Raw genomic sequence first — 13,018 nt, forward strand, 5'->3', positions numbered from 1 at the left:
CCAACTCCCAGCCCATGACCAAGGGGGAGCGCACCCGCGCGCGCATCCTCGTCGCCGCCGAGCGGGTGTTCGCCGAGCTCGGCTTCCACGATGCCTCCATCGTGAAGATCACGGAGGCGGCCGGGGTGGGGCAGGGCACGTTCTACCTGTACTTCACCTCGAAGATCGAGATCTTCGACGAGGTGGTCGAGGACCTGAACCGGCGCGTGCGGCACGCCATGATCGCGGCGTCCTCGCAGGCGTCCGGCCGGATCGAGGCCGAACGGGCGGGGTTCCGCGCCTTCTTCGAGTTCACGGCCGAGCACCCCGCTTTGTACCGGATCGTGCGGCAGGCCGAGTTCGTCTCGCCGGGCGCGCTGCGCCTGCACTACACGCGGATCGTCGAGGGCTACCGGGACGGCCTCGCCAAGGCGCAGGCGGCGGGAGAGGTCGGCGACATCGACCCCGAGGTGGCCGCGTGGGCGCTCATGGGCATCGGCGAGATCGTCGGGATGCGGTGGGTCCTGTGGGGCCCGGACGTCGAGCCCGGCGGCCCGACGTCGGCCGTCCCGCCCGAGGTGTTCGACCAGGCGATGAAGTTCATCGAGCGCGCACTGGCGCCCGGGGGGACCGGCACGGGCCGGAACGAGGGGGAGGTACGTCCATGAGCATGGTCGACCAGGTGGAGGCCACCGGCTCGCACACCTACGCCACCCACGACGTGGCGGTCGCGGGCGGCAGGCTGCGGGTGGGCGTCTGGGAGCCGACGGCGCCCACGGTGGCCGGCCCGGACGGCGCGCCCCTGCCCGCCGTCGTGCTGGTGCACGGCATCACGGCCTCGCACCGCGCCTGGCCCGCGGTCGTCTCCGCGCTGCCCGGACGCCGCGTCGTCGCGCCCGACCTGCGCGGCCGGGGCCGCAGCAACACGCTGCCCGGCCCGTACGGCATGGCCGCGCACGCCGACGACGTCGCGGCCGTGATCGGGGCGCTCGCCGACGGACCCGCGGTCGTCGTCGGGCACTCCATGGGCGGTTTCGTGTCGCTCGTGCTGACGCACCGCCACCCGGGCCTGGTGGCCCGGCTCGTGCTCGTCGACGGCGGCCTGCCCATCCCGCTGCCGCCGGGCGTGCCGGACGGCGCCACCCCCGAGGAACTGGTGCGCGCCCTGCTCGGACCCGCGATCGAGCGGTTGACCCAGACCTTCCCCAGCGCCGAGGCGTACCGCGAGTTCTGGCGGGCGCACCCCGCCTTCGCCCGGTGGAGCCCCGTGGTGGAGCAGTACGTGGACTACGACCTGGCGGAGTACCCGGCGGTCGGCGCGGCGGACGGCCCGGCCGGCACCTCGGTGCTCCGGCCGGCGACGTCGCCCGACGCCGTCGCCGCGGACTCGGCCGACTCCGCACGAGGCGACGCCCTGCCCGCCGCGCTGGCGTGGGCCGCCGAGACCGGCCTGCCGATCACGTTCCTGCGCGCCCCGCGGGGGCTGCTCGATCAGCCCGGCGGCATGTACCCGGCCGAGACCGTCGCCGAGTGGTCGGTCCGGCTCCCCGGGCTGACGGCGAGCGAGGTGCCCGGCGTGAACCACTACACGATCATCATGGCGGAGCCTGGCATCTCGGCAGTGAGGGCCGCGGTGGGCTGACGGTAGGTGTCGGCGTCGGCGTCGGCTGAGCGTGGGCGTGGGCCGTCGCGGGGGAGCGCCGCGGGGTGAACACCGCGCCTGTGGGGGTGGCCGGGTGGGCTGAATTCTGTTCGCCTCAGGCGCGGTCTTTCTGGCTCTGCCGGACTGTCCGGCACGGCCGTATCGAGCGGGTCCGGGGTGAACAAAGTTCAGCCCACCCGGCCGCCTCTCCCGGTGCGTGCCTCACCCCGACGAGCTCCGCGCCGCCCGGCGCGCCGCGCCTCCGGTCCGGCGACGTCAGGCCTCCGGGCGCCGGCCGAGCATGCGGTCACGCTGGCGGTTCATCTCGTCGCCCAGCACCTGCACCACGGCCGCGACAGCCGGCCGGCGCCAGGACTCGGTGCGGATCACCGCCCAGTAGGGCAGCCGCTCCGTGACCTCGTCGGGCAGGAGCCGTACCAGGTCGTCGTGCCGGTCGGCCATGAAGCAGGGCAGGAACCCGAGCCCTGCGCCCGCGCGCGTGGCCTCGACGTGCACGAACACGTTGGTCGAGGCCAGCGCGTCCGGCATGCCGGGCACCAGGCGGCGCGGCGCGTCGAGATCGTTCACCTGGAGCATGGAGTCGACGAAGTAGACCAGGCCGTGCCGGGACATCTCCTCGACCGTCGTCGGCGTGCCGTGCCGGGCCAGGTAGTCCCGCGAGCCGTACATGCCCAGCACGTACTCGCCCAGGCGCACGGCCTTGGCCCGCTGCACCTTCGGGTCCCCGACCACGACGTCGACGTCGACCCCCGAGCGGTGGTGCGTCGCCACGCGCGTGACCGTGACGAGCTCGACCGACAGCTCGGGGTGCGCGCCCCGCAGCCGGGCGATGGCGGGGGAGGCGACGTAGGCGCTGAACCCGTCGGTGGCGGTCATGCGCACCACACCGGTGACCGGGTCGGCCTCGGTGTCGCCCCCGACGAGCCGGCCGACGGCGTCGGAGACGGCCTCGCCCGCCCGGGCCGCGCGCAGGCCGAGCGACGTGAGCTCCCAGCCGTCGGCCCCGCGCACCAGGAGGCGCCCGCCGAGGGCACGCTCCAGCGCCGTGACGTTGCGGGCGACGGTGGTGTGGTTGACGCCGAGCGCACGCGCCGCCGTCGTGTACCGGCCGGTGCGCGCCACGGCGAGCAGCACCAGGAGCTGGTCGGCGACCTGGCCGGCTGGCGGGTCGTTGCGGGCTGACATGCCGTGACGTTACCAAGTGTGCATCCGTGCACATGCCGTCTGCCGACTTCGTCATTGCTGTGCACAGTGCTTCCCCGGAACACTCTGGCGAGTCACAGGTGGCGGGCCGCGCGGATCGCGCGGGCCGGCCGCACCCCGTGTCAGAGCCGACACCTAGGAGCAGCAGCATGTCCGCACCGCAGGGCACCCACGCACCGGACGACCGGTCGCTGATCAGGCGCATCGTCGCCGCCTCGATGGCCGGCACCGTCGTCGAGTGGTACGACTTTTTCCTCTACGCGACCGCCGCGGCGCTCGTGTTCAACAAGGTGCTCATGCCCGAGACGGGCAACGCCTACGACGCGATCATCGCCGCGTTCGTCACCTACGCCGTCGGCTTCCTCGCCCGCCCGCTGGGCGGCGTCATCTTCGGCCACCTGGGCGACAAGCTCGGCCGCAAGTACACGCTGCAGTTCACGATCGTGCTGATCGGTGTGGCGACCGTGCTCATGGGCTGCCTGCCCACGTTCCAGCAGGTCGGTTTCCTCGCCCCCGCGCTCCTGGTGGTCCTGCGCTTCGTCCAGGGCGTGGCGCTCGGCGGCGAGTGGGGCGGCGCCGTGCTGCTCGTGGCCGAGCACAGCAAGGACGAGGAGCGGGCCCGCTGGACGGCGTGGCCGCAGGCCGGCGTCCCCGCGGGCAACCTGCTCGCGACCGTCGTGCTCTACACGATGTCGGCCACCCTGACCGACGAGGCGTTCCTCGCCTGGGGCTGGCGCGTCGCGTTTTGGCTGTCGGCCGTGGTCATCGTCGTGGGCTACTACGTGCGCACCCGCGTCTCCGACGCCCCCATCTACGAGGAGGCGAAGGCCGAGATCGAGGAGGGCGACAAGGGCTACGGCGTGCTCGAGGTGATCAAGCGCTACCCGCGCGGCGTGCTCACCGGCATGGGCCTGCGGTTCGCGGAGAACATCCTCTACTACCTCGTGGTGAGCTTCTCGATCGTCTACCTCGGCACCGCGCTCGGCATGGACACCACGCGCATCCTCGGTGTGGTCGCGGCGGCGCACGCCTTCCACTTCGTGGTGATCCTCGCCGTGGGGCGGCTCGCCGACAGCATCGGCCGCAAGCCGCTGTACATCGCGGGCGCCGTGCTCGGCGCCACCTGGTGCTGGTTCGCCTTCCCGGCGATGGACACCAAGAACGTCTGGGTCATCCTCGCCGTGCTCATGGCCGGGCTGCTGTTCCACGCCCTGATGTACGCGGTGCAGCCGGCGATCATGGCGGAGATGTTCCCGACCCGGATGCGGTACTCCGGCGTCTCGATCAGCTACCAGGTCACCTCCATCGTGGCCGGCTCGCTCGCGCCGATCCTCGCCACCACCTGGCTCAAGAACACCGGCTCCTGGTGGCCCACCGCCGTCTACATGGGGGTCGCCGCCCTCATCACCCTGGTCGCGGCGGTCGCGCTGCGCGAGACCAAGGGCGCGTCCCTGCACGCCCTGGACGCCGAGGACCAGGCCCGGGAGCGGGCGCTCGCCGGGAACGACTGACGGGCACACCGGCCGGCCGGGCACTCGGCCGGCCGGGCAAGCAGGGATCGACGGGGTGCGGGAACACCGAGGAGAGGGAACGACGATGAACGGGAACACCCAGGAGCACCGGCTCGACGGCCGCCGGGCGCTGGTGACGGGCGGGGCGAGCGGTATCGGGGCCGCGTGCGTGCGGGAGCTCGCCGCCCGCGGCGCGCACGTGACCGTGGCGGACGTGGACGGCGACGGCGCCAAGGCGCTGGCCGAGGAGGTGGGCGGAGAAGCCTGGGTGGTCGACCTGTCCGACACCCGGGCGCTCGACGACCTCCGGCTGGACACCGACGTGCTGGTGAACAACGCCGGCATCCAGCGGGTCAGCCCGATCCAGGACTTCGTGCCGGACGACTTCCGGCTGGTCCAGCGGATCATGCTGGAGGCGCCGTTCCTGCTGGTGCGCGCGGTGCTGCCCGGCATGTACGCGCGAGGCTGGGGTCGGGTGGTCAACATCTCGTCGGTGCACGGGCTGGTGGCCTCGCCGTTCAAGTCGGCGTACGTGGCGGCCAAGCACGGGCTGGAGGGCCTGTCCAAGGTGACGGCCCTGGAGGGCGGCGAGCACGGCGTGACCAGCGTGTGCGTCAACCCCGGCTACGTGCGCACGCCGCTGGTGGAGAAGCAGATTGTCGAGCAGGCGCGGGTGCACGGGATCGCGGAGTCCGAGGTGATGGCGCGGGTCATGCTCGCGGAGTCGGCGGTGAAGCGGCTGGTGGAACCGCACGAGGTCGCTGCCCTGGTGGGCTGGCTCACGGGCCCGGAGGCCGCGATGGTCTCCGGCGCCTCGTGGACCATCGACGGTGGCTGGAGCGCGCGCTGAGTCGCGCCCGGGAAGGCGGCGATGAGTGTGACACTGGCACATGGCATGACCTGCCGGTACTGACCTGATGAAGGAGTCAACGATGACTGTGGCACGCACCGGGTTCGACAAGGTGGTCGCGAGCGCGGCCGAGGCGGTGGCCGACATCCCCGACGGCGCCTCGCTGGCCGTGGGCGGGTTCGGCCTGTGCGGCAACCCGATCGCGCTGATCGAGGCGCTGCTGGCGCAGGGCACCAGCGGCCTGTCCGTGGTGAGCAACAACTGCGGCGTCGACGACTGGGGGCTCGGCGTGCTGCTGAACGCCCAGCGGATCGCGAAGATGACCAGCTCGTACGTGGGGGAGAACAAGGAGTTCGAGCGGCAGTTCCTCTCGGGCGAGCTGGAGCTGGAGCTCACCCCGCAGGGCACGCTCGCGGAGAAGCTCCGCGCCGGCGGCGCGGGCATCGCCGCCTTCTTCACGCGCACGGGCGTGGGCACCCAGGTGGCCGACGGCGGCCTGCCGCGCAAGTACGACGGCGCGGGCGGCGTGGCGATCGCGTCCCCGCCCAAGGAGGTGCGCACGTTCTCGTCCGGTGCGGGGCAGGCGGCCGCCGAGTACGTGCTGGAGGAGTCGATCAGCACCGACTTCGCCCTGGTGCACGCCCTGCGCGGGGACCGGCACGGGAACCTCGTCTTCAACAAGTCGGCGCGCAACTTCTCGCCGCTCGCTGCGATGGCGGGGCGCATCTGCATCGCCCAGGTCGAGGAGCTCGTCGAACCGGGGGAGATCGACCCGGACACCGTGCACCTGCCGGGCGTCTACGTGCACCGGGTGGTGCACGTCGGCACCGACATCGAGAAGCGCATCGAGCGCCGGACGGTGACCGAGCCGGCGTCGTCGGGCGCGGCGACGCCGTCCACCACGCCGTCCGCCACGCCGGGCACGAAGGGAGCCTGAACCATGGCACTGACCCGACAGGAGATGGCCGCGCGCGCCGCGCGCGAGCTGCAGGACGGCATGTACGTGAACCTGGGCATCGGGCTGCCGACGCTCGTGCCCAACTACGTGCCGGACGACCGGCACCTGGTGCTGCAGTCCGAGAACGGCATCCTCGGCGTGGGGCCGTACCCCACGGAGGACGCCGTGGACCCGGACCTCATCAACGCGGGCAAGGAGACGGTGACGCTGCTGCCCGGCTCGTCGATCTTCGACTCGGCGACGTCGTTCGGCATGATCCGCGGCGGCAAGATCGACGCCGCGATCCTGGGCGGCATGCAGGTCTCGGCCGCCGGGGACCTGGCCAACTGGATGATCCCCGGGAAGATGGTCAAGGGCATGGGCGGCGCCATGGACCTGGTGCACGGCGCGGGCCGCGTGATCGTGCTCATGGAGCACGTCGCGCGCGACGGGTCGCCGAAGATCCTGCGCGAGTGCTCGCTGCCGCTGACCGGCAAGGGCGTGGTGAACCGGATCATCACGGACCTGGCGGTGCTCGACGTGACGCCGTCGGGCCTGGTGCTGCGCGAGCTCGCGCCGGGGGTGACGGCCGAGGAGGTCGTGGAGAAGACGGAGCCGGAGCTCACCGTCGAGCTGGTCGGTTCCGCGGGCTGAGGCCCGCGCGCGACTGCTGGGCTCGCCGGTGAATCCGGGGGATACGCTGGGAAGAACGGCCAAAGGAGGTCTCATGAGTGACGCATTTGCAGCCCCGACGGGTGCCACGAGCACCGGTCCGGGCGCCACGGGTCAGGGCGCGACACACAGCGCGGACGACGTGGTGATCGTCTCGGCGGCGCGGACGCCGCAGGGTCGGCTGAAGGGTTCGCTGTCGGCGCTGAGCGCCGTGGCGCTGGGCGCCGTGGCGGCGCGCAAGGCGCTGGAGGGCGCGGGGGCGCTCGCGGCCGACGTCGACAAGGTGGTCTTCGGCCAGGTGATCCAGGCGGGCGCGGGGCAGAACCCGGCCCGGCAGACGGCGGTGGCCGCCGGCGTGCCCTGGGAGGTGCAGGCCGTGACGGTGAACAAGGTCTGCCTGTCGGGGCTGACGTCGATCATCGACGGCGCCCGGCTGCTGCGCACGGGCGAGGCGTCGGTGGTGCTGGTGGGCGGGCAGGAGTCGATGACCAACGCCCCGCACCTCCTGGCCGGTGCCCGGTCCGGGTTCGGCTACGGCTCGGCCGAGCTGACCGACTCCGTGGCGCACGACGCCCTGACCGACGCGTTCGACGACGTCTCGATGGGCATCTCGACCGAGGAGCACAACGCCGGCGACGTGTTCGTCTCGCGCGAGGAGCAGGACGCGATCGCGGCCGCCTCGCACCAGCGGGCCGCCGCCGCGACCAAGGACGGCCTCTTCGAGGCGGAGCTGGCGCCGGTCTCGGTGCCGCAGCGCCGCGGTGAGCCGGTCGAGGTCCGCACCGACGAGGGCGTGCGTCCCGACACGACCCCGGAGTCGCTCGCCAGACTGCGCCCTGCATTCAAGAGCGACGGGACGCTGACGGCGGGCAACTCGTCGCAGATCTCCGACGGCGCCGCCGCGCTCGTGCTCACCACGCGCGCCCGGGCCGAGGCGGCCGGCGTACCCGTGCTGGCGACGGTCCGCTCGCACGGTCAGGTGGCCGGGCCGGACAACTCGCTGCACTCCCAGCCGGCCCGGGCGATCGGCCAGGCCCTGGAGCGCGAGGGCTGGACGGCCGCCGACCTCGACCTCGTGGAGATCAACGAGGCGTTCGCCGTGGTGGTCGGGGTGTCCGCGAAGGAGCTCGGTGTGCCGCTCGACATCGTCAACGTGCACGGCGGCGGCATCGCGCTGGGGCACCCCGTGGGGGCGTCCGGCGCGCGCATCGCGGTGCACGCGGCGCACGAGCTGGCCCGCCGCGGCGGTGGCCGCGCCGCCGTCGGCCTGTGCGGTGGCGGTGGCCAGGGCGAGGCGCTCCTGCTGGAGGTGTGAGGGCCCATCGCTGGTCGACCCCTCGCCGGTCGAGCTTGTCGAGACCTCACCAGGTCTCGACAAGCTCGACCGGCGGAGGGCTCGACCGGCGGGGGCGTCAGTGGGTCTCGCGGTCCTTGGCGTCGCCGATGAAGTCGCGGACGTCGTCCGGGCGGCCGTCGAGGTTCATGTCCGTCGTCCGGGCCTGCCGGGCGTCCCGGCGCAGGGCGATGCCGCCCAGGATCGCCGCCAGCACCGACGCGCCGAGGATCGCGATCTTCGCGCCGTCGGTGTGCTCCGAGTCGCCGAAGGACAGCTCGCTGATCAGCAGCGACACGGTGAACCCGATGCCGGCCAGCAGCCCCACGGGCAGCAGGTCGCGCACGCCGATCCCGTCGGGCAGGCGCAGCGGCGTGATCCGGGTGACCAGCGCGGTGGTGCCCAGCACCCCCACGAGCTTGCCCACGACCAGGCCGGCGGCGATCGCGAGGACGACCGGCTGACCGATCACGGCGCCCGGCCCGGCGCCGTCGACGAGCGACACACCCGCGGCGAAGAACGCGAACACGGGCAGGGCGAAGCCGGAGGAGAACGGCCGGACCAGGTGTTCGTACTGCGTGGTGCGCGACGTCGCCTCGCCGTGCAGCGCGACCGCCGGGACGGTGAACCCCAGCAGCACGCCGGCGATCGTCGCGTGCACGCCGGACGCGTGCATCAGGGCCCATGCCACCACGGCCAGCGGCAGCAGCACGAACCACCGGGGCCGGCGCGAGCGCACGTGCCAGCCGAACAGGGCGACGCAGACGAGCGTGCCGAGCAGCGGCAGCCAGTGGATCTCCTCGGTGTAGAAGATCGCGATGACCACGATCGCGAGCAGGTCGTCCACGACGGCCAGCGTGAGCAGGAACGTCCGGATCGCCGCCGGCAGGCCCCGGCCGAAGATCGCCAGCACACCCACCGCGAACGCGATGTCGGTCGCGGTCGGGATGGCCCAGCCGTGCAGGGCACCGGGCTCGCCGAGCAGCAGGACGACAGCCACGTAGATCAGCGCGGGCACGGCCATGCCGCCCACGGCGGCGATCATCGGGACGCCGGCCTCCCGGGGGTTGCGCAGGCTCCCGGCGACGAACTCCTGCTTGAGCTCCACGCCCACCACGAAGAAGAAGATGGCGAGCAGCCCGTCGGCCGCCCAGGTGGCGAGGGAGAGGTCGAGGTGCACCGGGATCGGCCCGATCGCGGCCGGGCCGACGACGGCGTCGGACAGCGCCTGGTAGGAGTCGCGCCAGGGGGAGTTGGCCCAGACCAGGGCGAGGAACGCGGCCCCGATCAGCAGCGCGCCGCCGGTCGTCTCGCGGGACAGCCAGGTGCGCAGGCGCTGGGCTCGGATGGGTGCGGGGGCGGAACCGGTCAACGGTCGTCCTCTCGGGTACGGGGTCGGCTGACACGGACCGGTCGACCCGGTCCACGCCGACCAGACTTCCCGGCACTCCCTGGACTCCACCCTACCGGGCGCGGGCCGAGGACTACCTGGAGGCCAGCCCGGCGCAGGCGGCGCGCAGCTTGGTGATCGTGTTCCAGTTGCGGGCCGTGGTCGGCGCGCCGACGGCCCGGTCGATGACCTTCGGCGTGAGCTTGGACCGGCCGATCCCGTCCACGTAGTGCACGTACAGCACGCCCGCGGCCGTCGCGAGCATCTCCCGGCCGGGGCTGGCCAGGTCGAGCTTGGCGATGCCCGCCTCGTCGAGCTCGCCGAACGGCACGTGCACCTGCAGGTGGGACGGGTCGTCCCGGGCGGCGGCCGGGAACGGGTTGGCCGAGGCGATGGTCTCCAGCCGCTCCGCGCTCAGCCCGACGGCGGCCACGTCCTGGCCCACGCGCTCGGTCAGTCGCTCCTCGACCAGCCGGGCGACGTCGGCGGCGCTGCCGGCCCCGGAGGTCCCGGGCGTGACCACGAGATTGCCGCTGTTCAGCAGGGTGCGGACGTCGGCGAGACCCGCGTCCTCGGCGGCTCCGCGCAGGTCCGCTGACGACACGCGCAGGCCGGGTCCGATGTTCACGGCCCGGAGCAGGACGGCGAAGGAAGCCATGCGACCATCCTGCCGTCTGGGCGTGCCTCCCTGCGAGTTTTGCTCTTTCTTGGAGTAAAAATCAAGCTATTGCCACCATGTGAACAGTTCGTGACAACTTGCGACCCGCCGGGGCGTGGGTCTGGTCACGGGATGGCAGGGCGCGTAGTTTCCACCTCAGGGACGGCACCCAGTCGCCCCTTCGGGAGGCCAACCTATGGAGTGCTCGCTCCGTGGAGAAGGGCCGGCCCCGGCTCTGCGCCACGACGCGGCGCACCGAGTCGGTCGCTCGGCCCATCCACCAGCCCCGGTTCGACCGGGTCGGTTCCGCCGGCAGGCGGTACCCGCCAGGTAGCGACGAGGCTGTCACGGCGTTTCGGCGCCGGAGGGAGAACCGCAGTGAGCCATTCCGCACACACCACCCGTCCGTCCGACCAGAGTGCCGACGCCGCTGCCGGCGCGGCAGGTGACGAACGCAGGACCTTCGTCATCGACACGTCAGTGCTGTTGAGCGACCCGAAGGCGATGTTGCGGTTCGCGGAGCACGACGTCGTACTCCCGATCGTCGTGGTCACGGAGCTGGAGGCCAAGCGCCACCACGCCGAGCTCGGGTACTTCGCCCGGAGCGCCCTGCGGATGCTGGACGAGCTGCGGGTGCAGCACGGCCGGCTCGACTCACCGGTCCCGGTGGGGGACACGGGTGGCACGCTCCGGGTGGAGCTCAACCACATCGACCCCTCCGTCCTGCCCGCCGGCTTCCGCCTGGGTGACAACGACACGCGCATCCTGGCCGTGGCCGCCAACCTGGCGGCCGAGGGCAGCAGCGTCACCGTCGTCTCCAAGGACCTGCCCATGCGGGTCAAGGCGTCCGCCGTGGGCCTGCAGGCCGAGGAGTACCGGGCCGAGCTGGCCGTGGACTCCGGCTGGACCGGGATGCGCGAGATCGACCTCTCGGACGAGCAGATGGGCTCCCTCTGGGAGAACGAGTCCGTCGAGATCGCGAGCCTGGACCCCGCGACGGTCGAGGCGGCCGCGCCGCTGCTGGTGCACACGGGCATGGTGGTGCACTCGCCGGGCGGCTCCGCGCTCGGCCGGGTGACGCCGGACAAGAAGGTGCGGCTGGTTCGGGGCGACCAGGAGGTGTTCGGCGTGCACGGTCGCTCGGCCGAGCAGCGCGTCGCCATCGACCTGCTGCTCGACGAGGAGATCGGGATCGTCTCCCTCGGCGGCCGGGCCGGTACGGGCAAGTCGGCGCTCGCCCTGTGCGCCGGCCTGGAGTCCGTGCTGGAGCGGCAGCAGCACCGCAAGGTGCTCGTCTTCCGGCCGCTGTACGCGGTGGGCGGGCAGGAGCTGGGCTACCTGCCCGGTTCCGAGTCCGAGAAGATGAACCCGTGGTCGCAGGCCGTCTACGACACGCTCGGGGCGCTGGTCTCGCCCGACGTCGTCGAGGAGGTCATCGCCCGCGACATGCTCGAGGTGCTGCCGCTCACGCACATCCGCGGGCGCTCGCTGCACGACTCGTTCGTGATCGTGGACGAGGCGCAGTCCCTGGAGCGGAACGTGCTGCTCACGGTGCTGTCGCGCATCGGCCAGAGCTCGCGCGTGGTGCTCACCCACGACGTCGCGCAGCGCGACAACCTGCGGGTCGGGCGGCACGACGGCGTCGCGGCCGTGATCGAGGCGCTCAAGGGGCACCCGCTGTTCGCGCACGTGACCCTGACCCGGTCGGAGCGCTCGCCGGTGGCGGCGCTGGTGACCGACATGCTGGAGCGGCTGGAGGTCTGACGCCCTCGCGGGCACTCTCTCCGGAAAACCAGAAGCCCAGGTCGCCGCAAACGACCTGGGCTTCTGGCACCTTCGGAACTTCTGGCACTGGGGAGGCGGGCAGGCCGGACGGAACCCCCCAGCCCCGCATGTCCGGCTTGCCTGCCTCCCGCTGCGTGCATCCCGAGGATAGCACCTTAGGTAAGGCTAACCATAGTCATAGGTCGGGGTGACGTTCTCGGCCACTGGTTCAATCGGGGCGTGTCTCGCTTGTCGGATATAGCATCTGCCCCATGCTGATTGCCGAAGACTTCCTGCTGCTCGCCGTCGACGACGAGACGGGCAAGACCGCCAACGTCGACAACCTGGGTGTTCGCCTCGCCGGTGCGCTCCTGGCCGACCTCTCCGACGCGCGCAAGACCCTGCTGCGGGGCGCGCCCGAGGCCGGCGCCACCAAGGAGGAGCGCGAGAAGGCCGGTGACGCCACGATCATCGTGACCGACAACAGCCCCGTGGGCCACGTCGCCCTGGACGCCGCGCTGCAGGCCGTGCTCGCCACGCCCGACGCCCCCGCGCGCAAGGTCGTCGAGGCGATCTCCAAGGACGCCGAGGAGAACCTCCTGGCCGCGCTCGTCGAGCGGGGCATCCTGGAGAAGGAGGAGACCAAGCTCTTCCGCATGCTCCCCGTCACCCGCTGGCCGGCCCCCGACTCGACCCACGAGACCGCCCTGCGCGCGAACCTCACCAAGGTCCTCGTCGAGGGCGCGGAGCCCGACGAGCGCACCGCCACCCTCATCTCCCTGCTGCACGGCTCCGGCCTGATCTCCGGCCTGGTCGGCAAGGAGCAGCGCAAGGCCGCCCAGGACCGCGCCGAGGAGATCGCCGGCAGCGAGTGGGGCGTCGCCACCGTCGCCACGCAGGTCGCCATCGCGGCCTCGGTCGCGGCCGTCGCGACCGTCGGTGCCGCGGTCGCCGCCGCCGTCATCATCGCGAACACCAAGGAGGCCGCGGAGGCCGAGGCCGCCGCGATCCCGGCTGCCGAGGGCACCCCGGTCGCCTGACCTACCCCGCCGCACACA

General features: G+C 72.6%; 12 protein-coding genes. 9 read left to right on the forward strand and 3 right to left on the reverse strand.

Annotated elements, in window-relative coordinates; genetic code table 11:
- The first annotated feature begins 14 nt into the window (after window positions 1–14).
- Together ACZ7LE_RS06200 and ACZ7LE_RS06205 are read left to right on the forward strand one after the other, a co-directional pair.
- Entirely contained in the window at window positions 15–647 is a 633-nt protein-coding gene (locus tag ACZ7LE_RS06200; protein ID WP_470403283.1) for a TetR/AcrR family transcriptional regulator, read from the forward strand.
- On the forward strand, window positions 644–1,621 hold the full coding sequence (locus ACZ7LE_RS06205) for an alpha/beta fold hydrolase (RefSeq protein ID WP_470402433.1): 978 nt from the start codon (window positions 644–646) through the stop codon (window positions 1,619–1,621). The genes ACZ7LE_RS06200 and ACZ7LE_RS06205 overlap by 4 nt, the downstream gene beginning before the upstream one ends.
- A 276-nt stretch (window positions 1,622–1,897) precedes the next feature.
- On the opposite strand, the gene ACZ7LE_RS06210 is transcribed toward ACZ7LE_RS06205, so the two are convergent.
- Complete coding sequence (locus tag ACZ7LE_RS06210; RefSeq protein WP_470402434.1) at window positions 1,898–2,827, reverse strand: LysR family transcriptional regulator; 930 nt, start codon at window positions 2,825–2,827, stop codon at window positions 1,898–1,900.
- A 167-nt stretch (window positions 2,828–2,994) separates the two neighbouring features.
- Between ACZ7LE_RS06210 and ACZ7LE_RS06215 the strand changes: the two genes are divergently transcribed.
- From ACZ7LE_RS06215 to ACZ7LE_RS06235, 5 genes are all read left to right on the forward strand, one after another.
- Window positions 2,995–4,356: an MFS transporter gene (locus tag ACZ7LE_RS06215; RefSeq protein ID WP_470402435.1), complete on the forward strand. Its 1,362-nt coding sequence runs from the start codon at window positions 2,995–2,997 to the stop codon at window positions 4,354–4,356.
- Between the two features lie 85 nt (window positions 4,357–4,441).
- Entirely contained in the window at window positions 4,442–5,206 is a 765-nt protein-coding gene (locus ACZ7LE_RS06220; RefSeq protein WP_470402436.1) for a 3-hydroxybutyrate dehydrogenase, read from the forward strand.
- An 82-nt stretch (window positions 5,207–5,288) separates the two neighbouring features.
- Window positions 5,289–6,143, forward strand: a complete 855-nt coding sequence (locus tag ACZ7LE_RS06225) for a CoA transferase subunit A (protein WP_470402437.1) — start codon at window positions 5,289–5,291, stop codon at window positions 6,141–6,143.
- A gap of 3 nt (window positions 6,144–6,146) precedes the next feature.
- A complete protein-coding gene (locus ACZ7LE_RS06230) occupies window positions 6,147–6,797 on the forward strand; it encodes a CoA transferase subunit B (protein ID WP_470402438.1) in 651 nt (216 codons plus the stop codon).
- A 73-nt stretch (window positions 6,798–6,870) separates the two neighbouring features.
- Window positions 6,871–8,130 carry an acetyl-CoA C-acyltransferase gene (locus ACZ7LE_RS06235; RefSeq protein WP_470402439.1) on the forward strand — a complete coding sequence of 420 codons (1,260 nt, stop codon included), beginning with the start codon at window positions 6,871–6,873 and terminating at the stop codon, window positions 8,128–8,130.
- A gap of 97 nt (window positions 8,131–8,227) precedes the next feature.
- Here the strand turns inward: ACZ7LE_RS06235 and nhaA are convergent, their stop codons facing one another.
- Both nhaA and ACZ7LE_RS06245 read right to left on the reverse strand, forming a co-directional pair.
- A complete protein-coding gene (gene nhaA / locus ACZ7LE_RS06240) occupies window positions 8,228–9,520 on the reverse strand; it encodes a Na+/H+ antiporter NhaA (protein WP_470402440.1) in 1,293 nt (430 codons plus the stop codon).
- A gap of 112 nt (window positions 9,521–9,632) precedes the next feature.
- A complete protein-coding gene (locus tag ACZ7LE_RS06245) occupies window positions 9,633–10,196 on the reverse strand; it encodes a DUF1697 domain-containing protein (RefSeq protein WP_470402441.1) in 564 nt (187 codons plus the stop codon).
- A gap of 504 nt (window positions 10,197–10,700) precedes the next feature.
- Here ACZ7LE_RS06245 and ACZ7LE_RS06250 point away from each other — a divergent pair.
- Together ACZ7LE_RS06250 and ACZ7LE_RS06255 are read left to right on the forward strand one after the other, a co-directional pair.
- On the forward strand, window positions 10,701–11,960 hold the full coding sequence (locus ACZ7LE_RS06250) for a PhoH family protein (RefSeq protein WP_470403284.1): 1,260 nt from the start codon (window positions 10,701–10,703) through the stop codon (window positions 11,958–11,960).
- A 272-nt stretch (window positions 11,961–12,232) separates the two neighbouring features.
- The gene (locus ACZ7LE_RS06255) at window positions 12,233–13,000 is read left to right on the forward strand and encodes a GOLPH3/VPS74 family protein (protein ID WP_470402442.1); all 768 of its coding nucleotides are present in this window, start codon (window positions 12,233–12,235) and stop codon (window positions 12,998–13,000) included.
- Window positions 13,001–13,018: the final 18 nt, after the last annotated feature.

It is taken from the genome of Promicromonospora sp. NPDC110617 (genome assembly GCF_055598465.1).